Source organism: Promicromonospora iranensis (genome assembly GCF_028994775.1).
Classification (GTDB): Bacteria; Actinomycetota; Actinomycetes; order Actinomycetales; family Cellulomonadaceae; genus Promicromonospora; species Promicromonospora iranensis_A.
The window spans coordinates 574,131-597,192 of record NZ_JAJQMN010000001.1 but is presented as its reverse complement, the minus strand read 5'-3'; the positions used below and the strand labels follow the sequence as shown (position 1 = coordinate 597,192).

At 69.7% G+C, this 23,062-nt stretch carries 24 protein-coding genes; 11 read left to right on the top strand and 13 right to left on the bottom strand.

Going from position 1 to position 23,062, the window contains the following annotated elements:
* Positions 1 to 1,199, top strand: a 1,199-nt coding sequence (locus LUU90_RS02705) for a tetratricopeptide repeat protein (protein ID WP_275001703.1), incomplete at its 5' end; no start/stop codon positions are given.
* 253 nt (positions 1,200 to 1,452) lie between these two features.
* Here LUU90_RS02705 and LUU90_RS26405 read toward each other — a convergent pair.
* From LUU90_RS26405 to LUU90_RS02690, 3 genes are all read right to left on the bottom strand, one after another.
* A complete protein-coding gene (locus tag LUU90_RS26405; RefSeq protein WP_425596167.1) occupies positions 1,453 to 1,776 on the bottom strand; it encodes a hypothetical protein in 324 nt (107 codons plus the stop codon).
* A gap of 340 nt (positions 1,777 to 2,116) precedes the next feature.
* Positions 2,117 to 4,258 (bottom strand): cytochrome P450, encoded by a 2,142-nt coding sequence (locus LUU90_RS02695; protein ID WP_275001700.1) that lies wholly within the window; start codon positions 4,256 to 4,258, stop codon positions 2,117 to 2,119.
* A gap of 317 nt (positions 4,259 to 4,575) precedes the next feature.
* The gene (locus tag LUU90_RS02690) at positions 4,576 to 5,808 is read right to left on the bottom strand and encodes a cytochrome P450 (RefSeq protein ID WP_275001699.1); all 1,233 of its coding nucleotides are present in this window, start codon (positions 5,806 to 5,808) and stop codon (positions 4,576 to 4,578) included.
* A 271-nt stretch (positions 5,809 to 6,079) separates the two neighbouring features.
* On the opposite strand from LUU90_RS02690, the gene LUU90_RS02685 reads away from it, so the two are divergent.
* Positions 6,080 to 6,211, top strand: coding sequence for a hypothetical protein (locus LUU90_RS02685; RefSeq protein WP_275001698.1), 132 nt, complete (start codon positions 6,080 to 6,082; stop codon positions 6,209 to 6,211).
* 349 nt (positions 6,212 to 6,560) lie between these two features.
* Here the strand turns inward: LUU90_RS02685 and LUU90_RS02680 are convergent, their stop codons facing one another.
* Complete coding sequence (locus LUU90_RS02680) at positions 6,561 to 6,920, bottom strand: MmcQ/YjbR family DNA-binding protein (protein ID WP_275001697.1); 360 nt, start codon at positions 6,918 to 6,920, stop codon at positions 6,561 to 6,563.
* Positions 6,921 to 7,036: 116 nt separating this feature from the next.
* On the opposite strand from LUU90_RS02680, the gene LUU90_RS02675 reads away from it, so the two are divergent.
* The gene (locus LUU90_RS02675) at positions 7,037 to 7,888 is read left to right on the top strand and encodes an alpha/beta fold hydrolase (protein WP_275001696.1); all 852 of its coding nucleotides are present in this window, start codon (positions 7,037 to 7,039) and stop codon (positions 7,886 to 7,888) included.
* A 125-nt stretch (positions 7,889 to 8,013) separates the two neighbouring features.
* Here LUU90_RS02675 and LUU90_RS02670 read toward each other — a convergent pair whose 3' ends face one another.
* The 4 genes from LUU90_RS02670 to LUU90_RS02655 all read right to left on the bottom strand — a co-directional run bounded on the left by LUU90_RS02670 (position 8,014) and on the right by LUU90_RS02655 (position 10,520).
* Positions 8,014 to 8,340, bottom strand: a complete 327-nt coding sequence (locus tag LUU90_RS02670; protein WP_275001759.1) for a hypothetical protein — start codon at positions 8,338 to 8,340, stop codon at positions 8,014 to 8,016.
* Positions 8,340 to 8,726 (bottom strand): hypothetical protein, encoded by a 387-nt coding sequence (locus tag LUU90_RS02665; protein ID WP_275001695.1) that lies wholly within the window; start codon positions 8,724 to 8,726, stop codon positions 8,340 to 8,342. The genes LUU90_RS02670 and LUU90_RS02665 overlap by 1 nt, the downstream gene beginning before the upstream one ends.
* Before the next feature lie 142 nt (positions 8,727 to 8,868).
* Positions 8,869 to 9,870, bottom strand: a complete 1,002-nt coding sequence (locus LUU90_RS02660) for a phosphotransferase (protein WP_275001694.1) — start codon at positions 9,868 to 9,870, stop codon at positions 8,869 to 8,871.
* An 86-nt stretch (positions 9,871 to 9,956) separates the two neighbouring features.
* Complete coding sequence (locus LUU90_RS02655; protein ID WP_275001693.1) at positions 9,957 to 10,520, bottom strand: dihydrofolate reductase family protein; 564 nt, start codon at positions 10,518 to 10,520, stop codon at positions 9,957 to 9,959.
* Positions 10,521 to 10,689: 169 nt separating this feature from the next.
* On the opposite strand from LUU90_RS02655, the gene LUU90_RS02650 reads away from it, so the two are divergent.
* Positions 10,690 to 11,265, top strand: coding sequence for a pyridoxamine 5'-phosphate oxidase family protein (locus LUU90_RS02650; protein ID WP_275001692.1), 576 nt, complete (start codon positions 10,690 to 10,692; stop codon positions 11,263 to 11,265).
* Positions 11,266 to 11,286: 21 nt separating this feature from the next.
* Positions 11,287 to 12,738 (top strand): chromate efflux transporter, encoded by a 1,452-nt coding sequence (gene chrA / locus LUU90_RS02645; RefSeq protein WP_275001691.1) that lies wholly within the window; start codon positions 11,287 to 11,289, stop codon positions 12,736 to 12,738.
* A 154-nt stretch (positions 12,739 to 12,892) separates the two neighbouring features.
* Here the strand turns inward: chrA and LUU90_RS02640 are convergent, their stop codons facing one another.
* Together LUU90_RS02640 and LUU90_RS02635 are read right to left on the bottom strand one after the other, a co-directional pair.
* Positions 12,893 to 13,342 (bottom strand): roadblock/LC7 domain-containing protein, encoded by a 450-nt coding sequence (locus tag LUU90_RS02640; RefSeq protein ID WP_274993653.1) that lies wholly within the window; start codon positions 13,340 to 13,342, stop codon positions 12,893 to 12,895.
* A gap of 420 nt (positions 13,343 to 13,762) precedes the next feature.
* Entirely contained in the window at positions 13,763 to 14,533 is a 771-nt protein-coding gene (locus LUU90_RS02635) for a C40 family peptidase (RefSeq protein WP_275001690.1), read from the bottom strand.
* A gap of 210 nt (positions 14,534 to 14,743) precedes the next feature.
* Between LUU90_RS02635 and LUU90_RS02630 the strand changes: the two genes are divergently transcribed.
* Together LUU90_RS02630 and LUU90_RS02625 are read left to right on the top strand one after the other, a co-directional pair.
* Positions 14,744 to 15,406 (top strand): histidine phosphatase family protein, encoded by a 663-nt coding sequence (locus LUU90_RS02630; RefSeq protein ID WP_275001688.1) that lies wholly within the window; start codon positions 14,744 to 14,746, stop codon positions 15,404 to 15,406.
* Positions 15,407 to 15,573: 167 nt separating this feature from the next.
* The gene (locus LUU90_RS02625; protein WP_275001687.1) at positions 15,574 to 16,317 is read left to right on the top strand and encodes a class I SAM-dependent methyltransferase; all 744 of its coding nucleotides are present in this window, start codon (positions 15,574 to 15,576) and stop codon (positions 16,315 to 16,317) included.
* Positions 16,318 to 16,350: 33 nt separating this feature from the next.
* On the opposite strand, the gene LUU90_RS02620 is transcribed toward LUU90_RS02625, so the two are convergent.
* Positions 16,351 to 18,444 carry a HelD family protein gene (locus LUU90_RS02620; protein WP_275001686.1) on the bottom strand — a complete coding sequence of 698 codons (2,094 nt, stop codon included), beginning with the start codon at positions 18,442 to 18,444 and terminating at the stop codon, positions 16,351 to 16,353.
* Between the two features lie 218 nt (positions 18,445 to 18,662).
* On the opposite strand from LUU90_RS02620, the gene LUU90_RS02615 reads away from it, so the two are divergent.
* Both LUU90_RS02615 and LUU90_RS02610 read left to right on the top strand, forming a co-directional pair.
* Positions 18,663 to 19,019 carry a DUF3467 domain-containing protein gene (locus LUU90_RS02615; RefSeq protein WP_274993658.1) on the top strand — a complete coding sequence of 119 codons (357 nt, stop codon included), beginning with the start codon at positions 18,663 to 18,665 and terminating at the stop codon, positions 19,017 to 19,019.
* Positions 19,020 to 19,287: 268 nt separating this feature from the next.
* Positions 19,288 to 19,656: an STAS domain-containing protein gene (locus LUU90_RS02610; RefSeq protein ID WP_275001685.1), complete on the top strand. Its 369-nt coding sequence runs from the start codon at positions 19,288 to 19,290 to the stop codon at positions 19,654 to 19,656.
* Positions 19,657 to 19,720: 64 nt separating this feature from the next.
* On the opposite strand, the gene ppgK is transcribed toward LUU90_RS02610, so the two are convergent.
* Entirely contained in the window at positions 19,721 to 20,467 is a 747-nt protein-coding gene (ppgK, locus tag LUU90_RS02605) for a polyphosphate--glucose phosphotransferase (protein ID WP_275001684.1), read from the bottom strand.
* A 14-nt stretch (positions 20,468 to 20,481) separates the two neighbouring features.
* On the opposite strand from ppgK, the gene LUU90_RS02600 reads away from it, so the two are divergent.
* Positions 20,482 to 20,667, top strand: a complete 186-nt coding sequence (locus tag LUU90_RS02600; RefSeq protein ID WP_275001683.1) for an SPOR domain-containing protein — start codon at positions 20,482 to 20,484, stop codon at positions 20,665 to 20,667.
* Positions 20,668 to 20,682: 15 nt separating this feature from the next.
* Here LUU90_RS02600 and panB read toward each other — a convergent pair whose 3' ends face one another.
* On the bottom strand, positions 20,683 to 21,513 hold the full coding sequence (gene panB, locus LUU90_RS02595) for a 3-methyl-2-oxobutanoate hydroxymethyltransferase (RefSeq protein ID WP_275001682.1): 831 nt from the start codon (positions 21,511 to 21,513) through the stop codon (positions 20,683 to 20,685).
* 104 nt (positions 21,514 to 21,617) lie between these two features.
* Between panB and glnA the strand changes: the two genes are divergently transcribed.
* Positions 21,618 to 22,952 carry a type I glutamate--ammonia ligase gene (glnA, locus tag LUU90_RS02590; RefSeq protein WP_275001681.1) on the top strand — a complete coding sequence of 445 codons (1,335 nt, stop codon included), beginning with the start codon at positions 21,618 to 21,620 and terminating at the stop codon, positions 22,950 to 22,952.
* The last annotated feature ends 110 nt before the right edge of the window (positions 22,953 to 23,062 follow it).

The window sequence follows — 23,062 nt, the reverse complement described above, 5'->3', positions numbered from 1 at the left end:
GGGACCACCCCGACACCTTGCAGTCACGGAACAATCTCGCGGACGGGTACTGGGCAGCGGGGAACCTGGGGCGGGCGATCCCGCTGTTCGAGGCGACGTTGGCAGACCGGGAGCGGGTTCTGGGCCGGGACCACCCCGACACCCTGCAGTCACGGAACAATCTCGCGGGTGGGTACTGGGCGGCGGGAGATCTGGGGCGGGCGATCCTGCTGGACGAGGCGACGTTGGCCGATCGCGAGCGGGTTCTGGGCCTGGACCACCCCGACACCCTGATCTCACGGAACGATCTCGCGGTCGACTACTGGGCGGCCGGAGATCTGGGGCGGGCGATCCCGCTGTTGGAGGCGACGTTGGCCGATCGCGAGCGGGTTCTGGGCCCGGACCACCCCAACACCCTGCAATCACGAAAGAATCTCGCGCTCGGGTACCGGACATCGGGAGACTTGGCACGGGCGATCCCGCTGTTCGAAGCGACGCTGGCCGATCGCGAGCGAGTCCTGGGACCGGACCACCCCAACACCCTCCAAACACGGAACAATCTCGCGGGCGCGTACCGGGCAGCGGGGGACCTGGGGCGGGCGATCCCGCTGTTCGAGGCGACGTTGGCTGATCGCGAGCGGGTCTTGGGACCGGACCACCCGCAAACCCTGCGATCGCGGGACGATCTCGCCCGCGCATACCGGTTGGCGGGGGACCTGGGGCGGGCGATCCCGCTGTTCGAGGCGACGTTGGCCGATCGCGAGCGGGTCTTGGGACCGGACCACCCCGACACCCTGCGATCACGGAACAATCTCGCGGGCGGGTACCGGGCAGCGCGGGACCTGGGGCGGGCGATCCCGCTGTATGAGGCGACGTTGGCTGATCGCGAGCGGGTCCTGGGACCGGACCACCCCGACACCCTGACCTCACGGGGCGACCTCGTTCTCTCCCATGCTGATGATGGTGCTGGGGAGAAGGCGCTGCCCCTGGCTCGTCTCAATGTCGACGAGAGCGGGCGCGTGTTTGGTGCCGAGGACCTGCGCACCTTGATGCGACGCGACACAGTTGCCGACGTCCTGTTGAGTGTGGGCCGCACCCGAGAGGCCACAGAACTCATGACCGACCTCCTTGCGGACTGCCGCCGGATCCTCGGTGACCACGCGCTGACCCGAACCGTCGAGCAACGCCTCGCTGACGCGACCGGTGAAGCCGCCGAGTAGGCCAGTCACGCCGTGCGCCCTCTGGCTACATGACTGCTACGGGGATTCCGCGCTTGTGTGCAGCATGTGGTGGCGTCGGCCGTCCTCCGCAGGGGTCGGGCATGGAGATGTCGCTCGTGACATGCGTGGTCGACGAGGTCTTGGCGGATCGCACCAATATCGGCACGATCAGGCACAGTCCTGACCCGCGCAGTCCGCACCCAGTCCGCAGGGAGTCCGCAAGAGCCCCACGAAGCGCCGTCGGGCGCCAAGGTCACCAACGCTCGTGAGCCGCAGGATTCCAACGTTCTCGGCCGATCCCGCCGGGTACCCCGACAGGCCATGAGGCCTGCCGGGAGAACCCGGCGTACAGACCGGCTCGTCCGCTTTTAAGGCCCTGACCTGCACGGAGCACCAGTCGGAGGCTTCCAGGCGCGAGATCACGTTCGCAGTTGCACCATGGTCGCCTGGCCTGAAGGCCGTGGTGATACCAGTAGGTGTCCAGGGTCTCACTCGCGTCCTTGTGGCCCAGTCGTACCTGAACCGCCTTGACGGACGCGCCGTGGCGGATGCGCGGGCTCGCGTAGTAGTGACGCAGATCGTGGAAGTCGACTAGATGTCCTCGGAGTCGATCGGGGCTAGCGGCAGGTGTCCCAAACGTGGGTAGGTTCGGATCTCAAGAACCACGTCGACCTGGTCCTCTGTGTTGCCGCGATGGACCTGGAGCGTCCGCCAGTGCTCGGCGTGCTCCTTGAACGTGAACTTGCCGGCGTCCGGGTCGACGGGTCGCCGTCTCCAGACCGCCAGGACGACGGTCGCCGCGAGTTCCGGTCCAGCACCTCGCTCGGGCCGACCGGAATGCTGACGATCGTCTCGGGCGCGCTTGCCGGGGCCAGCATTGTCGCTGGCCCCGCCGGCATTTCGTCGACGAGGAGTCGCTACCTCGCGTCGCCAAGGGTGATCCGGCGCCGCAGGGCCTGGGCTAGTGGTGCCTCCCACACGTCGGTGCCCTCCGTCGGATCGGGACCGTCGTGCGGAAGCCGGGCCATCGTCTGCTTGGTGACGCGGATGGCTTCCCGGTCGCGCCGGGCGATGCGCCGGGCCAGGCGCTTGGCCTCGGCCCACACGTTCTCGGTCGGGACGACGGATTGCACGAGCCCGCCCTCCAGCGCCTCCTGGGCGTTGATGGCATCGCCGAGCAGCAGCATCGCGCGGGTCCAGCCGGAACCGATCTCGGCGACCAGGCGGTCCAGCACCTCGCTCGGACCCACCGGGATGCTGACGACCGTCTCGGGCGCGCGGAACCGTGCGTCCTCGGCGGCCACGCGCAAGTCGCTCGCGACCGCCAGCCCGAGCCCTGTTCCGGCGACGCTGCCGTGCAGCGCCGCGACTGTCACCGCCGGGCAGGTGCGCCAGGCGCGCAGCACCTCGTCGCTGAGCTCGACGAGGTTCCGGTAGCCGTCGGGGTCGTTGGTGGCGAGCTGGCCGAGCTCGTCCAGGTCGCCGCCTATGCAGAAGTGGCGCCCTTCGGCGCGCAGCACGACGGCGGCGACGTCGTCGGGCAGCGTCGTGAGCACGTCGCCCAGGGCGGTCAGCGTCGCTCGGTCGAGCCGGTTGTCGCCGTCGGGCCGCGTGAGGGTCACCACCAGCACGGCGTCCTCGCGGTTGACCACGACGGGTCCGGCGGCGGCCGTGCTCTCACCAGCGGCCACCGCCGCACCAGCGGCCACCGCCGCACCAGCACCCACCGCCGCACCAGCACCCACCGCCGCACCAGCACCCGCGGTCGCGGCTGGACGGGGTCGCCGCCGTACCGGCACCGAACGCGTTCCGCGGAAGGCGAGGGTCTCGTCGTAGCCCACTGGCCCGGCGAACTCGAGATCGAACCGCTGCAGCACCTCGGGGAACAGTGTCGTCGCTTCCAGACGGGCCAGCGGCGCGCCTAGGCAGTAGTGCATGCCCACGCCGAAGGCGAGGTTGCGGCGGGGCGGGCGCGAGAGGTTCAGGTCGTGCGGCGAGTCGTAGGCGTCGGGGTCGTGGTTGGCCGCGGCGACCACGGCGTGCACGATCTGCCCGGCTGTCACCGGGATGCCGCCCGGCAGCTCCGTGTCCTGCGCTGCGTACCGGGTCATGAGCTGTACGGGCGATACGAAGCGGACCAGCTCCTCGACGGCGCCGTGTACGGCTTCCGGGTGCTCGAGCATCCACGTGGCCTGGTCGGGCCGGCGCAGGAGCTGCACCACGCCGTCGGACAGCAGGGACGTCGTCGTCTCGAGGCCCGCCTCGATCATGACGTTGAGCTGGGAGCCGGCCACCGCGCGCACCGCGGGGTCGGTCTCTGTGTCGAGCCACTCTCCCAGCGGTGAGTCCTCCGTGAGCCGGGGTCTGGGCTGGGCTACGAGCTGTTCCCAGTATGCGTTCCACAGCTTGCCCGCGCGGTCGGCCTGCGCCATCCGCGCCTTGCTCGGCGCGAGGTCGTGCACGTTCGAGAGCATGCGGCTCATCTCGCACAGCAGCGGGATGTCCTCGCGCGGCAGCCCGAGAACGATGCAGAGCACCGCCATGGGCAGCCGGTCGCCGACCAGGGCCCCGAAGTCCGCCTCGCCGTCGGCGCGCAGCACCGCATCGAACCGGTCGAGGTACTCGTGGACGGTCTGGACGATCTGCGGTGTGAGGTCAGCGACCGACTGCGGCGAGACGAACGAGCCAAGGCTGCGGCGCAGCCCGGCGTGCCCGGGCGGGTTGGTGCCGAGCGCGGAGTCGTGCAGGAACTTCAGGCCCGGGTGCCGCACCCACGTCGGCTGGCGCACGGTGCGCCAGGCGGCGTCCACGGTGCGCCAGCCGGATCCGCTGAGCACCTCGTGGCTCGCGCCGTGCGAGGTGACCATCCAGGCTCCCCACGGCATGCGTACCGCCGGGCCCATGGCCCGCAGCTCGTCGTAGACGGCGTGGGGGTCGGCGCGCCCTTCGGGCGTGCTCAGGTGCCGGATCAGCTTGGTCACGCGGCGGCGGGACTCGCGGTCCGAACTGGCTGCGACGGCGTCTGTCGTCTTGCGGGATCTACCGGTGTGGTCAGGCACTGGGGGCTCCTTCTTCAGCCAAGACACCATCTCGTCTGCCGACGGACAACGTTAAACATAACGTGCATACCGGGCAGAACATTCGGCCCTTGCGGGTCGTTGTGTGACCATTGCGTAAAGAAGTGACTACGAGAAAGCCATGTGACGGTGCGGGTAGTCTTGTGCGCCGTTGGCGCAACCTGGCAGCCTCGGCAACCGCCTGCCACGCCGACCCCGGTGTCGAAGACCCCCTGTCAGTTCGTCACGAACGACACCGCACGAAGACTTGCGTGAACGGCAAGGCGCACGTCGATGCCGTCTGACGCTCCAGGGGCAGGTCAGACGCGGGCAGGCGTGCGGGCGGCCTGGCGCTCGGGAGTGAACGTCACCGGCAGCGTGGACGGGTAGCGCGACCACGGCGATGGCGCCCACTTCACCACAGGGTCGGTGAGCCTCAGGTCGAGCCGCTCCATGAGGCTCTCCACCGCGATCTTGACCACGAGCCGCCCGGGGCGCTTGGCGGGGCACGCGTGCGGCCCGACGCCGAAGGACAGGTGTGACCGGTTGCCCGCCTCGAAGAGGTCGTCGCTGGTGCGTACCCGCGGGTCGTTGTTCGCGGCGGCCACGCCCATCACTATCGCGTCGCCGGCGCGGATCCGCGCCGTGCCGAGGGTGCAGTCGGTCACGGCGTAGCGGGCGGGCAGGTTCGCCACGGGCGGCTCGCTCCACAGCGTCTCGTCCATCGCGTCGTCCAGGCCGCGGCGCACGCCGGTGACGCGGCCGGTGTACCGGGGGTCGGTGAGCATGCGGCGAAGTGTGGCCGCGATCCAGGTCACGAGCATCTCGTTGGCCGCGCAGATCGCGATCACCATGGAGTGCACGATCTCGGTGTCGTCCTCGAAACTCGGGTGCTTGATGAAGCTGGTGGTCAGGTTCGGGCCTGGCTCCGCCCGGGTCGCGATGACGTGGTCCATCACGATCTGGTCCATCCGGACCAGGGCTGACACGGGATCGCCGCCGTGCCCGAAGATCTCGCTCGCGCAGCGCAACAGGTCGACCCCCTGCCGCTCGTCGAAGCCGAACATGCCCGACACCGCCAGGAACGACACCGCCGCCGCATACTCGCCCATCAGGTCCGCACTGCCCTTGGCGGCGAACGAGTCGATGAGCCGGGCGCAGACGACGCGCACGAGCGCTGCCGTCCGGACCTCGTCCATGTCGGCGAACGCCTCGTCCACCGGGAGCCGCAGCCGCCGGTGCTCCGCGCCGTCCGAGAAGTACAGGTTCCGCCGTCCGGTCGGGGACAGGATGGCGTGCAGGGTCGACTGCGGTGGTAGCTGCTCTCTCCAGTGCCGTGGGTTCCGGGCGAAGACGCTCTCCGTGCGCATCACCTCCATGACCTCGGCGTGCCCCAGCACGAGCCAGCCCGGTACGCCTGGCTCCAGGTCCACGGGGGCCACCGGCCCCCACTGGTCCTGCAGCTTGCGCAGTGCCGCAGTCATGTCCTCTGCACCGGTCAGGTCCACCAGCGCGACCCGGCCCCCGCTCCGCTGCGGTTCCAGGTCAGGCATGCCCCTCCACCCGTCGACATCCATCTAAATTATCCATCGAAATCTGGGGCGACCTGCGTAGATGCCCGATCAGGCGTTTCTATCACGGGCAGCAGAGAAAACGAAACACGCGGCGTTCTTCCCCACGGCGGCCAGGTCCGGGCTCATCGTCGTCGCGAACGCCAGCACCCGGAACGCCTCTCGCGAGACCCACGTTCTGCTCATGACCGCTCAGGGCCAGCTCGACCCCATCCTGTGGTGACCTGCTGTCCGCTCCGGTAGAACGATCGCTATGAGCTGGGTGGCGAACGTGATGATCTCGGTCGACGTGGACGACAATGAGAACGCGGAGGCGCTGAGCGAGTGGCTACGGACAGAAGCCCCCGCCGGTCGAGTCCTGAGCGTGGCGGAGTGGGGTACCTGAGGTTGCTCACCAGCGCGAAGGACAACCAATGGGGCGGGTGGAAGGCGCCCGAGTGCGAGGTGCACATAACCGCCGTCTGAGGCCATCCGACGCCACCTCCACCAACGCGCCCCGGACCCGGCAGAACCGCGAAGTTCCAACGACCCCGCGGCGCCCAACCAACTCGTCGGACACCGCGAGACATACCGGTACACCCTCCGGGAGAACCCGGCGTACAGACCGGCTCGTCCGCTTTCAACAGTCTGACCTGCTACGACGTCTCTCGAGCGGCTTGCGATCGCAGCCATCGCGCTCTGACCCTGCGATACACCGGACACGGCCTGGTGGCCGTCGGCCCGAAGCGGCGGCGTCAGTCCGGGCCGTCGGGATGCGCCAGGTCGTAGGCCTGAGAGATCTTCTGGGGAACGACCATGCGCCATGCGTCCACGACCAGCTCGCGAGCCTCGGCTCGGTCGAGTGCCGCAAGGTCCGCATGGATCCAGTTGAAGCGCATGTCCGACGCCGACGGCAGCTGAAACTTCTGCGGCTCGCTCGCGACCAGCGCCGCCCGCTCCTCCTTCGGGAACGCGAAGCCCATCACGCGCTCGTCGCAGGAGAACGCCACGTAGACGATCTGCTTGACGCGAAACTTCAACCTGCCGCGTACGTACACCGTGTACGAGCGTTCCAGCTCCGAGCCCAGGGGCCGAACGTCGTCGATCACTGCCATGGTCCGCTCCTCGCGCCGCACATCCCAGGTGGACCACGACCGCGGCCCTGAGTCATCGGTACATGCCGCGCCGCGCATGCCCGATGAGTTCTGCCACGTCCCGCGGTCTCCTAGGCATGGAGACCCTACTTCCGGTCCGCGACGTCGAACTGTGCGTCGACACGGCCGGCCTGCCGACTGACATCCCCCTTCTGCTGATCGGTACCACCATCGCCACCTGGGACGACGAGTTCGTGGAGCGGCTCACCGGCCGGTTCGTCATCCGCTACGACCTGCGGGACGCCGGTCGATCGACCACCGTCGATCCCGATTCCCCCGGATACACTCTGCGCGACCTCGTCGCCGACGCCGTCGGCGTGCTCGACGGCCTCGGCATCTCTCGTGCGCACATCGTAGGAATGGCGACCGGAGGCTTCATCGCGCAACTCCTGGCCCTGGACCATCCGTCACGGGTCGCTTCGCTCGTGCTGGTGGGCACACGTCCGGTCGCGCCGGGGCCGGTCGACGACGACCTGCCTGAGCACTCCCCGGCGATCTTCGCCCACTTCAGCAGCGCCCAACCGGTTGACTGGACCGACCGCTCGTCGATCCTGGACGGTGCGGTGACCGCGGCTCGCGTGTTCTCCGGCTCGCCGCACTTCGACGCGGCCGAGGCCCGTGCCCACGCGGCACATGTTCTCGATCGTTCCGGTCCGCACCCGGCGTCGGCGCGCAACGGCCTGCTGAGCACGGTGTTCTCGAAACTGGACTGCAAACCACGCTGGCGCGAGCGGCTCCGGGAGATCACCGCACCCACGCTGGTCGTGCACGGCGCGGCCGACCCGTTCTTCCCGGTGGGCAATGCGAAGGCGCTGGCCGAAGAGATCCCCGGCGCAACCCTGTTGGTCGTCGACGGGGTCGGCGCGGAGCTCCCCAGCCGGGTACACGCAGAGGTTGCTACAGCCGTGCTGGCGCACACAGCGCAGTAGGTCGGTGGGCTCTCAGGAGGACAGGGCGCGCCGGTACGCGTACAGACCGGCTCGTCCGCTTTGAACGCTCTGACCTGCTTGGCGTGTCAGTAGGGGCCGGCAGGATGCCGGTCGTGCGAGCGTGGTCAGGGGTTGATGACGCCGTCGAGGGCGTCGGTGTACTCCACCGGCTTCCCGGTCTGGTGCGCGTAGCGGATCTCGCGTCGCGTGGACTCCCCGATGTACCCGCCTGGGTTGATCACGACGATGCGGTCGGCAAGGTCGATCTTCGCGAGGTGCAGCGTGCCGAGCGCAGCCTTCTGCTCGTCGGTGATCCGGTCGGTGGCGCGCTCGAACTCAGCGGGTGCGACGACGATTGCCCCGGCGAGGGTCAGGTCACGATTCACCGCGCGGAACTGCTCAGCGAACCGAGTCGAGCCGCACAGGCACACGATCTGCGGGCGGGCTTCCATCACGGCCGCAGGATCGATCCGTCGTCGCTGACCATGGCGACAGCCACTCCGTGCTTGGCAGCCAGCGCTGTGAACGTGTCTCGCGCCTTCCGTGCCCGGCTCCAGGAGAACGCCCCGTAGACCAGCGAGGTGCCGATGCTGTAGTCCGACATCTGGCTTACGAGCTCGATGTCGTGATGCCAGGCCTCGTACGCCGGCGCGCCCGGACCGTTCATCGGCGGATAGGTCTGGATCAGCTTGTTGTAGAAGGTCCTGAGATTCGCCGTCGTCACTTCTGGGTCGTCATATGAGTGGTCCTCGGACCACTGGGACTGCGCCTCCCACCACGCAGGGAAGTCGGCGTCGGCGACCGCTGCAGGGTCGAACGCGAGGATGTCGTAACTCATGGGCGCACCGTAGCCGCCTCGTTGGTGCGTTGATCGTCGTCTGCCGTTGGCGGGCCATTGCCGGCCCGCCCGATCGGCTGCGGGTACCCGGTACACATCGGGTCAGCCTGCGTATCAGCCACCCCTCGATGAAAGCGCGACGTCATGTGGCGCGTCCCGGAGCGACGCGTTCCAGATGTTCTGCTGCGGCCGCGAGCCATCCGGTCGGGTCGTGGTCCGGCGGGACCATCGTCAGCGAGTACCAGCCGACGAGGATGTCCCACCAGCGCGACTCGGCCGCGCTCAGTGGTCGCTCCGACTCGTAGCCGGCCAAGAGCGCGGCACGAACGCCTGACGACACCGGTCCCCAGTTGCGGAACTTCGTCCCGAGCATGACCGCTGAGCGGGCCAGCTCTGCGATCGGGTGGTCGAAACTCGCCTCTTCGAAGTCGATGATCGCCAGGACACGTGGCCCGGCGCAGAGGATGTTCGCCGCTCGGAAGTCGCCGTGCAGGAGCTGGGTGGGCATCGGCTCGGAGGGAGCGGTGCCCAAGAGCCGCCGCATGGAGGTCAGGAGCGGCGAGGGTACGTGCCGCGGCTTTTCATCGAGCCACGACGTGACCCGTGCGGGCAGCGAGCTGCCGGGCGTCGGCGAGTGCTGAAGCAGGCGACCGGCGTGTGGGTAGCGGGCGAGCTCACCGTGCAGCCGGGCCAGGCTCGCTCCAGCTGCCCGGATCTGGTCCGGGTTGGTGACCTCGAGGGGTTCGCCCTCGATCAGCCGCTGGAGCATCAGAAGGGCGCCGCCTGACTCCACGTGCGCGCTCCCGTCGAGCGTGAGGATCGGCGCTGAGACCGGCGCACCTCGTTCGCCGAGCCAGACCGTGAGCTCGGCGAGTTCCGACAGCCGGGCGAAACGTGGTGGAGCAACAGACCACTTCGCTACCAGCTCGCCCGAGGTCGTGGTGAGCCACGCGAGAGCGTTGTGATCGCTCATCACGATTCGCCGGCAGTCGGAGACCTCGATCCCCCAGTGCCGGCTGAGCGCGGTGGCGACCCAGTCTCGGGCCGTGCGGCCGTCGGTGAGGCCAAAGCGCGTCAGGAGTACCCCGGCGGGGTCGTCGCTCTCCCAGAGCATCTCCAGTGTTGGTGCACCCGTCGTGGACATGCCGCACATCACACCATGTCGCCGCGTCGTCTGGAGGCCCAGGTCAGGTCAGGCTCGGGAATCCCGCCGCTCGCGGACGAACTGCGCTAGCGCCTCGTCGCGTACCTGTTCAGGACGACCCCACCGGGAAACGTCCGCGTCTCCACCAGGTTCAGGTGTACCCAACCGTCCAGCGCGGTGAAGAACGGTGTGCCGCCACCCACCAGGACCGGATGGGTGACGACCTCGTACTCGTCGATCAGCCCGGCCTGCATGGCCGCCCCGGCGAGCGTCGCGCCACCGACCCTCATCGGCCCAGCGTCCTCGGCCTTGAGCCGCGTGATCTCCGGGACCACGTCGCCGTCGAACAGGCGAGTGTTCCAGTCGACGTTGTCGATCGTCGACGAGAACACCACCTTCGGCGTGTCCCGCCAGTTTCGCGCGAACTCGATCTGCGCCGGGGTGGCGCCCGGCTGCTGATCGCCGGTCGGCCAGTGGGAGCTCATGTTCTCCCACAGCTTGCTCCCGTACAGGAACAGCTCGATCGCCTGTTCCTGCTCGAGCCACCACTGGAACAGTTCGTCGCTCGGCACGCCCCAGCTGATGTCGTCGCCGGGCGCGGCGATGTAGCCGTCCAGGGACAGGTTCATGCCGTAGACCAGTTTCCGCATGGCTCCATGCCTTCCGTCGGTCGATCTCCAGCGGAGAGACCGGCACGGCGCGCGAAACTCATCGGTGCCCCTACGCTTCCGCCGTGGGGCTATCCCGTCGCCGTTCCACCGGCACGTCCAGGTACTGGGCAGGCCCCGGGTGCCGACGGCGTTCTGGCAGCATGCGAGCATGAAACTCCACGAGCGGATCGACGGCCGGCTGCGCCAGTTCGTCGAGCGGCAACCTGTCTTCTTCGTGGCGACGGCACCGCTCGCCGCCGACGGGCGCGTCAACGTCTCGCCGCGTGGCATCCCCGGCACCTTCGCCGTGCTCGACGACCACACGTTCGCGTGGCTCGACGGCACAGGGAGCGGGAGCGAGACAGTCGCACACCTCCGCGAGAACGGCCGGATCACCGTGATGTTCTGCGCGTTCGACGGTGCACCGAACATCGTCCGGCTCCACGGCACCGGCCGCGTCGTCACCCGGTACGACGCCGAGTACCCGGCTCTCGCCGGCCAGTTCACCGACATCCCGGGTGCTCGCGCGGTCATCGTGGTCGACGTCGAGCGCATCTCCGACAGCTGCGGCTGGAGCGTTCCCCTGATGTCGTACGAGGGTGAGCGGGACCTGATCGGACCGTACTTCGAGCGCAAGGGCGAGGCCGGGCAACGCGAGTACCGGCGCCGCAAGAACCTGACCAGCATCGACGGCCTACCGGCCTACGACGTCGACCCGGTCGTCGACCCCGAGCCCGCGGTGTAGAAGCGGCCGTCCAGGAGAACCATGAGCACCGACGACACGGGTACGCCCGGAGACGCTGAAATGCGCGACGAGCCGGGCGCGCCCGGAGACGCTGGTACCCCCACCCCCGTGACGCCACCGACCCTGCAGCAGGACCTGATCCCGTTCCGCACGGCCGTACGCGCCTGGTTCGCGATCTCCTGGCAGACGTTCGGCGGCCCCGCGGGGCAGATCGCCGTCATGCAGCGCACCCTCGTCGACGAGAAGCGCTGGATCGGACAGGGCCGGTTCCTGCACGCCCTGAACTACTGCATGCTCCTGCCCGGCCCCGAGGCGCAGCAGCTCGCCGTCTACACGGGCTGGCTGCTCAACGGGCTCCGCGGAGGTCTGGCCGCCGGGGCGCTCTTCGTCCTTCCCGGGATGCTCACGCTCCTCGCCCTGTCGGCGGTGTACGTCGCGTTCGGCGACACCACCGTCGTCTCCGCGGTGTTCGCCGGACTGGCACCGGCGGTGCTGGCCATCGTGGTCCAGGCGGTGCTCCGTGTCGGCCGCCGCGCCCTGACCAGCCCGGCGCTCGTGGCGCTCGCGATCGCGGCGTTCCTGGCGCTCTCCCTCTTCGCGGTCCCGTTCCCGCTGGTCGTTGCCGGCGCCGGGGCGATCGGCTGGCTCGTGCACCGGTACGTGCCGCGCTGGATCGTCGCCTCCAGTGCGCGTGAGCCGGACGACGGCCCGGCCCCGCTCATCCCCGACGACGCCCTGCACGCCGAGCGACCGTCGGGCCGCAGAGCGCTGCGAGTGCTCGTGCTCGGCCTCCTGGTGTGGACGCTCCCGGTCGTGGCGGTCGCGCTGCTGACCGGCGTCGGGAGCGTGTTCACCCAGCAAGGGCTGTTCTTCTCCGGCAGCGCCCTCGTGACGTTCGGCGGTGCCTACGCGGTCCTCGCCTACGTCGCGCAACGTGCGGTGGAGACCTACGCCTGGGTCACACCCGGCGAGATGACCCGTGGTCTCGCGCTGGCCGAGACCACGCCCGGGCCGCTGATCATGGTCGTCCAGTTCGTCGCGTTCCTCGGCGCCTACCGGAACCCGGGTGACCTCGACCCGTGGGTCGCCGCGCTGCTCGGCGCCCTGCTGACCACCTGGGTCACCTTCGTACCGTCGTTCCTGTTCATCTTTCTCGGCGCCCCCTACGTCGAGCGGCTCAGGGGTAACCGGACCCTGAGCGCCGCTCTGGCCGCCATCACCGCGGCGGTCGTCGGCGTCATTGCCAACCTCGCGCTCTACTTCACCACCCACACGCTCTTCGCCACCACGAGCATGTGGACCGCCGGCCCGCTGCACGTCGGTATCCCCGACTTCGCGACCCTCCAGCCGGCCGCGCTCGGGATCGCCGTCGCCGCGGCCCTCCTGCTCTTTGTCCTGCGCTGGTCGGTCCTGCGGACCCTGGGCGTGTGCGCTGCGCTGGGCCTCGCCCTCGGGCTCGTCGGATGGCTCTGACGGCAGACAGGACGACCGGCAGGCAGGACGACGCCGCGCCCACGACGTCGGGCGCGGCGCCTGGCCGGCGTCGTCGAGCCGTGAGGAGAGCCCCCCACCGCTGGACGACGCCGGTAACGACGTCGTCGTTCAGAGTCGTTCAGAGTCGTTCAGATCAGAGGGACACCGCGCCCCGGGGCTGGCGGTCGGTCGGGAGGCTGCCGCGCATCTCCGAGATGAGCTGTGGCGTGAGCGTGGCCTCGGTGCGGGACACCAGAAGAGCCATCTCGTAGCCGACGAGACCGATGTCGCAGGTGGCCTCGGCGACGACGCCGAGCACCGACCCGTTGGAGACGCTCATCAGGAACAGGAAACCCTTGTCCATCTCGATGATGGTCTGGCGGACGTTACCGCCGTTGAGCTGGCGGGAGGCACCGCGGGTGAGGCTGGACATGCCCGAGACGATCGCGGCGAGCTGGTCGCCGCTGGTGCGGTCGAGCTGGTCGGACATGGCCATGAGCAGGCCGTCCGCCGACACGACGAGCGTGTGCCGGCTGCCCGGGACGGTGCGCACGAAGTTGTCGAGCAGCCATCCGAAATTCGTGGCTTCGGTACTGAGGGTCACTCTTTGCTCCTCTGCTGACGGCTTGCCTGCGGTCGGGCTTGGCCGGCCAGCCGGTTGTACTTGCGGATCTGGTTGTAGAACGTCTGTGCGGGAGCGGTATGGCGCCGCGTGTTGATCCGTCCGGCCGACGGCCGGTCCCGCAGCTTCGGCCTGGGATCCGTCGCAGCGCAACGATAGCCTCCGCGACGGTGTCCGGAGTGTCACTGTCTCCCGATATGACAGTACGTTCGGTCCAGATGGACGACGGAACGCGGCCACGGACCTGGGAAGTCAGCACCGCCGACGCGAGACGGCCACCCGTGGTCTGGTCCACGGCGGGCGGCGGGGAACGCCCAGCTCAACGCGGACACGAGGGTGGGGCCGCCGGAGGAGAGTGCGGCGGGTGAGGGGCGCGGCGCTGCGCCCCTCACCCGCGGTGGATCAGCCGACGCGGATGAACGTCGGGCCGGACTGCCAGATGCTCGTGTACCGGACACTCTTGCCGGGGACCGGGGCCTCGATCTGCATGCCGTCGCCGGCGTAGATCGCGATGTGCCCGGGGCTCCAGACCAGGTCACCCGGCTGAGCCTCGGCCCAGGAGACGACGGTCCCGGCGTAGCGCTGCGCGGAGGACGTGCGGGGGAGGTCGATCCCGACCTGGGCGAAGACGTAGGAGGTGAACCCGGAGCAGTCGAACCCTGCCGGGGTCGTCCCACCCCAAACGTACGGGACACCGAGGTAGCGCATCGCGATGGACACCACGGACGCCCGGCGCTGCGCGGCTTGCTCCGCCGCGATCTCGGCGGCGCGCGCTTCCTGGTACTCCGCGTTCTCGGCGGCCGAGACGACGGAGACCGCCGACTTCTCGACGTTCAGCTCAGCGGTCGGGGCGACCGTGACGACGTTCGCCGCGGCGACGGTCTGGCGGGCCTGGCTGGCCAGGGCGTTGAGGTCCGTCGAGTTGAGCTTGCCCTTGACGGCCGTGCCGGCCAGCGTGGTGCTGACCTCGGAGACCGGCGCTGCCTGCGCGGGCGGGGCGATCAGGGACAGCAGGACGCCGGAACCGGCCGCGGCGATCACTGCACCGCGACCGGTGATCACGCCGGCCTGACTGGTGGCGGCCTGGGCCACGCTGGTCAGCAGGGGGCGGTGGGCAGCGCGGTGACGGCCACGGCGAGGCTGGGACGTGACCGTGCTGGACTGGGGATCCATGGAGGCGGGGGCCTTTCAGAGGGAAGGAGACCCGTGCGCGGCCCGCGTGGAACCGCGCCGAGGATCGGCGAGCAGGGGACGAAGGCGACATGTCAGGCTCATAGCGAACCCAAGAGTAACGGAACGGATACAGCGGGTAACACCCCTGGGCCCAGACTTGTCCAGGACAATTGCGCCGGACGACGTCTGAGGGTCGGGGAGAATGCACCCATGCGACTTCTGCTGCTGCGCCACGGACAGACGCCCTCGAACGTGCGAGGGCTCCTCGACACGGCCAACCCGGGCCCCGGGCTGACCGCGCTCGGCGAGCGTCAGGCGGCCGCCGTGCCGCACGCGCTGCGTGACCGCCAGATCGACGCGATAGCCGTCTCACCCCTCGTACGGACGTCGTTCACCGCCGCACCCTTGGCTCGCGCCCGGGGAATCGAGCCGCTCGTCATGGACGGTCTGCAGGAGATCGAGGCGGGCGAGCTCGAGATGGCCGGAGAGCACGAGGCGCACCAGCGCTACCTCGGCACTGCTTTCGCGTGGGCGCGCGGTGACCTCGATCGCGCCATGCCCGGCGGCCTCGACGGCCGCGCGTTCCTGGGACGCTACGACGCGGCGGTCGCGAAGATCGCCGCGCGTGGCGACGACAGCGTTGTCCTGGTCTCGCACGGCGCGGCGATCCGGGTATGGGTGTCGGCGCGCGTCGCGGGCGTGGACGTCGACCACGTCGAGCGGACGGCGCTGGCCAACACCGGCCTGGTGGAGATCGACGGTGACCCCGTCGCCGGCTGGCGGCTCGTCAGCTGGAGCGAGGCGCCGGTCGGCGGGCGCGAGCTGGACGCACCCGCTGTCGACGACCCGACCGGGGAACCCGTCGAGGACTGAGCCCGGAGAACGGGACCTGGGACCAGCGCGCGGAGACACTGCCCGCACACAGTGCCCGCAGACAGCGCCCGCAGACAGTGCCCGCAGACAGTGCCCGCAGACAGTGCCCGCAGACAGTGCCCGGAAAACAACTGTGCCCGTCATGGCGCCGCTGACAGGGTGGCGGCATGGACGTCACAGGGGACGAGACACGCGCTGCCTGGGCCATCGCCTCGCGCAAGTACGAGGACGAGTACGCCGAGCATCTTGAGCTGGCCCGGAGCGTCGAGCTGCTGCCGGCCGAGGTCGAGGCGCTGAGTGAGCTCGTCGCCGGTGCCGACGTCGTGCACCCGATGAGCGGGCACGGCCTCGACGACATCGCGCTCGCGCGCCTCGGCGCGCGGTCGGTGCTGGGGCTCGACTACAGCGAGGCGGCGGTCTCGAGCGCGCAGCGCCGGGCCGACGAGCTGGACCTGCCCTGCCGGTACACGCGGGCGGTCCTGCCCGCGAGCGGGCTCGACGTCGCGTCCGCCGACCTGGTCTACACGGGCAAGGGCGCGCTGATCTGGCTCGCCGATCTTCCCGCCTTCTTCGCAGAGGCGCACCGTCTGCTGCGCGCGGGCGGCTGGTTCTACGTGTACGAGGCGCACCCGCTCGTGCCGCTGTGGGACTGGCACCCTGCCGAGATCCGGATCCGCCCGGATCGGGGCTACTTCGCGCGCTCCCACGTCAACGACTCGTTCCCGGCCAACGGCGCCGTCGAACGTCAGCACACGCTCGCGGAGATCGTCATGGCCTGTCGGGGAGCGGGATTCGAGATCGAGCACCTGGCGGAGCACCCCGAGCCGTTCTGGCGCCCGGAGGGTTTCACGGCGGCCGTCTGGGACGGTCGGCTGCCCAACGCTTTCAGCATGCTCGCACGCCGAGCCTGACGCCCCTCCCGTCGATGGCGGGCCGCGGTCGGCTCAGGCGCTCGGGACCAGACCGGTGACCGCCTCGACGTCGAGACCCAGCTCCGGCGGCAGGTCGCCGTCGTGCCGGACGACGAGGGACGTGACCGCCCGGGTCAGGCAGACGTAGAGGCGGCGCAGGCCGGTGGCATGGTTCGGCTCGGCCGCCACGATCGCGGCGGGGTCGTGCAGCACCACGTGGTCGAACTCGAGGCCCTTCGCCAGCGTGGCGGGAACGAGGTCCAGGTGCGCGTCGAACTCGGAGGCGTCGTCCACCCCGTCAGCGGCTGGGCGCTCGTCGTCCTGCTCGCCGACGACGGCGAAGGTGAGTCCCGCCGCGGTGAGCGTCGCCCGGACCGACGCCAGGGCGCCGTCGGGCACGATCAGGCCGACCGAACCCTCGAGACCCGTGACGCCGGCGAGGACGTCGTCGAGCGGCGCGGCGGTGATCGTGAGGCGTCCGCGGGCGCGCCGGACCGCCGTCGGCGGCTCCAGACCCGGTGCGATGCTGGGCAGGAGGCGCGCGGCCAGCTCGATGACGTCCGCGGGTACGCGGAAACCGGCGGTGAGCTGCTCCACGTGCCCGTCGGGCTTGGCGAGGTGGCCGAGCACGTCCGCCCAGTCGCGCGACGCCCAGGGCGTGGTGGCCTGGGCGAGGTCGCCGAGCACGGTCAGGGAGCCGGTCGCGGCGCGGCGCCCGAGGGCGCGCAGCATCATCGCGGACAGGTCCTGTGCCTCGTCGACGACGATGTGCGCCACCGACTCGGTCCGGTCGAGCAGGTCGACGATCTCGTCGAGCAGCACGAGGTCCGCCGTCGACCAGCGGGCGGAGCCCGGCGTGCGGGGCGGACGTGCCCACGTCAGCAGATGCTGCTCGGTCTCGGACAGGATCCCCTCGGCGCACTCGGCGAGGAACTCCGGGTCCGCGAGCAGGCGGAAGAGCAGCCTGCGCGGCTCGACCGCGGGCCAGACCGCCGCCGCGTAGTCCCGGACCGGCTTGGTACGGGCCAGGACGTCCCAGGCCCGGTCGTCGAGCGCGTCCCCGGTCTCCTCGATCTGGACCAGGACCCGATGGGCGAGGGCGTGCCGCAGCTGCGCGGCGCCCAGCGCGTACCGCACCTCCCGGGCCCTGATCTGCTCGATCGCCTCCCGGGCCTCGTACGCCGGGACCCGCCAGCGGAACGACCCCCGCGGCAGGACCAGCGTGTCCTGCGGGGTCACGATGTGCGACCAGACGGCGCGCCGTAGCACCTCCGCCAGCCGGACGTCGCCCTTGAGCGTGGCGACGTCGGCGGGCTCGGTGGCCCGGACGGGAGCGTGCTCGCCCACGATCTCCTCGATGGTCGCCTGGGTGGCGTGGATCTCGCCGAGCGCGGGCAGCACGTCGCGGATGTACCGCAGGAAGCTCTTGTTCGGCCCGACGACGAGCACGCCCCGGCGCGTGAGCTGATCGCGGTGCGCGTACAGCAGGTAGGCCGCGCGGTGCAGGCCGACCGCCGTCTTGCCCGTGCCGGGCGCACCCTGCACGACGAGCGTGCGTTCGAGCGGCATGCGGACGATGACGTCCTGCTCCGGCTGGATGGTCGCGACGATGTCGCGCATCGGGCCGGTGCGTGGGCGCTCGATCTCCGCCTCGAGGATGTCCGAGTGGGCGGAGGGCACGTCGGAGCCGTCACCGCCCGGCTCCGGGCGGGTCAGCGATTCGTCCTCGAAGGCCGTCAGGTGGCCGCGCGCGAACCCGTACCGGCGTCGGGCGGTGATGCCCTGGGGTTCCTTCGGCGTGGCCCGGTAGAACGGGGTGCTCACCGGGGCACGCCAGTCCACCACCATCGGCTCGCCGTCAGGGTCCGAGACGTGCCGCCGGCCGATGTGGAAGGTCTCCGTGTCGTCGCCGACGGTGATACGGCCGAAGAAGAGCGGGATCTCGGGGTCGTCGGTGAGCTGCTCCATCCGGCGTGCGAGCGCTGCCTCCAGGGCGTCGGCGCTGACCCGGTCGCCGGCATAGCGCCCGTCGAGCGAGGCGACCCGGTCCCGCATCCGGCCGAGCTGGGTCCGGGCTTCGGCGAGGAACTCCCGCTCCTTGGTGAGCTCGGGCACGTCGGCAGGCATGGGTGACCCTCCAGGAGTCCGCTGGGATGCGCGTGGGGCGAACGCGCGAGTCTAGTGCCGTGGACGGCGTTGAGACGGCCTCTTTTCGACGGTGCGCGGGTCATGCGAGGGCGCGGAGGCCGCACCCGACACATATGTCCTCGGAGTCCGTTTCCGCTGTCGCACCAAGGGGCCCCACGGTACGGTCGGGGAACCGCCCGGCCAATCGAGGAGCCTCAGTGTCGTCCGACGAGCTGCCCCAGGAGTTCCAGATCGACGTGCCTGACGAGATGGAGACTGGCGTACCGGCCGACTTCGCCTCCGTATGGCACACACCGACGTCGTTCATCCTGGACTTCATCGCCGTGAAGCAGCCGCCGAGCCCGGTCTCCGATCCCGAGTCGGGTGAAGTCACGTCGATAACGGTGCCCGGTCGGGTGGTGTCGCGTGTACGTATTCCTCCGCAGCAGGTGTTCGAGCTTGCGAAGGCGCTCACTATGCAGCTCGACGCATGGGAGAAGGAAAGCGCACCGACCGTTCGCAATCCGGGGGCGCAAGAAGGGCCGGATGGCCCGAACCGATCGTCGGAGAATTGAATCTTGTGAATCTTTTTCTTGGACGATTGTCCAACTCGGCGGCCATATGTCCGGTCTGCCCGGGAGGAATGTTCCGGTTTGGCCGGAGAAAAGGTGGGTTATACCAGTCCTGAGGGGGAAATGTAACCCTCGCGGGCTGTTCCACTTGCGATCTTCACGGATGTAGGCTTCCCGTGATCGCGACGAAGGCGTTGCAATCTCCCAGAGTCGCCCGGGGGGTCGGGCGACCCGTTCCGGCGGCCATGTCGGGGAGCAATGAACAGGGGCGATGCAAGTGAGCAACACGGAATTCGATAACAGGGGGCGCACGGGCGGGATCATGTTCGAAGAACAGTCCCGTACGAGTGTCGTGAGTATGTGGGGAGAGATCGATGTCTCCCTGCGAGGCGAGTCGAGTGCTGCGATAGCCAATGCCCTCGAGAGGGCCAAGTCGGTCGTGATCGACACCTCCAGGGTGACGTTCATGGACTCGACGGGCGTCGCGTTCCTCATGCAGATGTACACCTACGGAACGCAGGAGGGCCTGACGGTCACCCTTCCCGAGCCGCCGCCGGTGGTGCGGAGCGTCATCGAGATGCTCGGCGTCGACGTGCTGTTCGCCCAGCCGGCTCAGCCCGCCGTGGCGCGGGAGGCCTGACCCGGCTCCGCCGGCGACGACCACGCCCGGCCCGGAGGCCGGGCGCACTGGTACAGATGTCGGCTCAGCGCCCGGCGGCCAGCGCCGCGGCTCCCACGATCCCCGCCGCGTTCCGCAGCTGGGCCGGGACGATCGGCGCACGCAGGTGCAGGTGCGGCAGATATTTCTCGTGGTGCTTGCTCACTCCACCACCCACGACGATGAGGTCGGGGGACAGCAGATCTTCCACGACACCGAAGTAGCGCTGCAGGCGCTCGGCCCACTCGTCCCAGGACAGGTCCTCCCGCTCGCGCGCGGAGTCGGCGGCGCGCGACTCGGCGTCGTGGCCGTCGATCTCGAGGTGCCCCAGCTCCGTGTTCGGCACCAGGACGCCGTCGACGACCAGCGCCGAGCCGATCCCCGTGCCCAGGGTCGCCACCAGCACCACACCGTCGACGTCGCGGGCCGCTCCGTAGCGCACCTCGCCCACGCCCGCGGCGTCGGCGTCGTTCACCGCGACGGCGTGGCGGCCGGTCGCGCGCCGCACGAGCGCCGGCAGGTCCACCCCCGTCCACGACTGGTCGAGGTTCGCCATGGAGCGTACGACGCCGTGCTGCATCGGTGCGGGGAACGCGACGCCGATGGGTACGTCGTCGGCCAGGTGGTAGCTGTCGACGAGCTGGGCGAGCACGTCTGCCACCGCCTGCGGGGTGGACGGTCGGGGAGTCGGGATGCGGGTCCGCTTGTCCGCGTACTCGCCGGCCACGAGGTCGACGGGTGCGCCCTTGATCCCCGAACCTCCGATGTCTATGCCGAACGCCAGGTCAGTCATGTCAGGATCGTCTCATGACCACTGAGGAGCAGTACTGGTACAACACCGAGACGGGTGAGGTCGAGGAGGGGCGCCGTTCGTCCTGGACCCACCTGATGGGCCCGTACGGCACTCGCGCCGAGGCTCAGCAGGCCCTGGAGAACGCGAAGGCGCGCCACGAGTCCTGGGAGCAGGAGGACAAGGAGTGGCGCGACAAGTAGCCGGCTGCCCGGTGCCTACTTGTCGAACGAGTGCTCCGCGTCCGGGAACGACGAGTCCTTGACCTCGGAGACGTAGTCCTCCGCGGCCTGCTGCAGCGCCGCGCCGAGCTCGGCGTAGCGCCGGGCGAAGCGTGGCGACCAGCTGGTCATGCCCGCCATGTCCGTCCACACGAGGACCTGGCCGTCGCAGTGCGGCCCTGCCCCGATGCCGATGGTCGGGATGCGCACGATCTCGGTGATCCGCGCGGCGACGTCGACGGGCACCATCTCCAGGACGACGGCGACGGCGCCGGCCTCCTCGACCGCCTGCGCGTCGGCCGCGAGGTTCTCCACCGCGGAGTCGCCGCGGCCCTGCACGCGCGGTCCGCCGAGCAGGTTCTCCGACTGCGGCGTGTATCCGAGGTGCGCGACAACGGGGATGCCGGCGTCGGTCAGGGCGCGGATCTGCGGTGCCGAGCGGACGCCGCCCTCGAGCTTGACCGCGTCGGCGCCGGTCTCCTTGAAGATCCGCACAGCCGTCTCGAGCGCCTGCTGCGGGCCGGCCTCGTAGGAGCCGAACGGCAGGTCGATCACCACGAAGGCGCGCTTCGTGGCCCGCGCGACGGCGCGGGCGGCGGGGATCATGTCGTCGACGGTCACCGGGATGGTGGTGGCGTGGCCGTGCATGACGTTCCCGATGGAGTCACCCACGAGCAGGATGTCCATGCCCGCAGCGTCGAAGATCGCCGCCGTCACGGCGTCGTACGCGGTGAGCATCGCGAGCTTCTCACCCCGGGCCTTGGCCTCCGCCAGGTGGTGCACGCGGACCCTCTTGGGACCCTGAGTGGGCGACGTGTGGGCGGACATGGTCCTCCTGTGGTTCGGGCGGCGTCGGTGCCGCAGGAAAGCCTACGGCCGGTCGTCCATGCCCGGTACACGCGCCTGTAACAGGTTTAGTGCAAGATGGGCCCATGGACAGGCAGCAGGAGTTCGTGCTCCGCACGGTCGAGGAGCGCGACATCCGCTTCATCCGGCTCTGGTTCACCGACGTGCTCGGTGTGCTGAAGTCGGTAGCCGTGGCGCCCGCAGAGCTGGAGTCGGCGTTCAGCGAGGGCATCGGCTTCGACGGCAGCGCCATCGAGGGGCTCACCCGGGTCTTCGAGGCGGACATGGTCGCGAAGCCGGACCCGACCACTTTCCAGGTGCTTCCGTGGAGGGGTGAGCGGCACGGTACGGGCCGGATGTTCTGCGACATCCTGACGCCCGACGGGGAGCCCTCGCTCGCGGACTCCCGCAACGTCCTCAAGCGCACCCTCGCCAAGGCGAGCGACCGCGGGTTCACGTTCTACACGCACCCCGAGGTCGAGTTCTACCTCTTCAACCAGCTGACCAAGGCCGACTCGACGCTGGAGCCGGTCGACCAGGGCGGGTACTTCGATCACCTGGCACGGGGGTCGACGCACGACTTCCGCCGCGCCGCGATCACGATGCTCGAGTCCATGGGTATCTCGGTCGAGTTCTCCCACCACGAGGCCGGCCCGGGGCAGAACGAGATCGACCTGCGCTACGCCGACGCACTGACCACCGCCGACAACCTCATGACGTTCCGCACGGTCGTCAAGGAGGTGGCGCTGGAGCAGGGCGTCTTCGCGTCCTTCATGCCCAAGCCGCTGGCCGACCAGCCGGGCTCCGGCATGCACACGCACGTGTCGCTGTTCGAGGACGACCGCAACGCCTTCCACGAGCCGGGCGCCCAGTTCGAGCTGTCGAAGACGGCGCGCCAGTTCATCGCAGGCCTCATGGTGCACGCGGGCGAGATCACCGCCGTCACCAACCAGTACGTCAACAGCTACAAGCGGCTCTGGGGCGGGCAGGAGGCCCCGAGCTACGTGAGCTGGGGCCACAACAACCGGTCCGCGCTGGTCCGGGTGCCGATGTACAAGCCGGGCAAGGGCAACTCGGCGCGGATCGAGTACCGCGCGCTGGACTCGGCCGCGAATCCCTACCTCGCGTTCGCGGTGCTCCTGGCCGCAGGTCTCAAGGGCATCGAGGAGGGCTACGACCTCCTGGACCACACGGAGGACGACGTCTGGGAGCTCACGGCCGCCGAGCGTCGCGCTCTGGGTATCGCACCTCTGCCGCGCGACCTCGACGAGGCCATCCAGTTCATGGAGAAGTCCGAGCTCGTGGCCGAGACCCTCGGTGAGCATGTCTTCGACTACTTCCTGCGCAACAAGCGCGAGGAGTGGGAGGCGTACAGCGCGCAGGTCACGCCGTTCGAGATCAAGCGGTTCCTGCAGCTCTGACGGCGCCGTAGGCCGAGCGGCTCGAGACCCCCTGCGAGCGGGGTCCCGAGCCGCTCGTCCGACGTTCCTGCCGGGGGGTGCTGCGCGCCGTGCTCCCGTCGTAGGGTCAG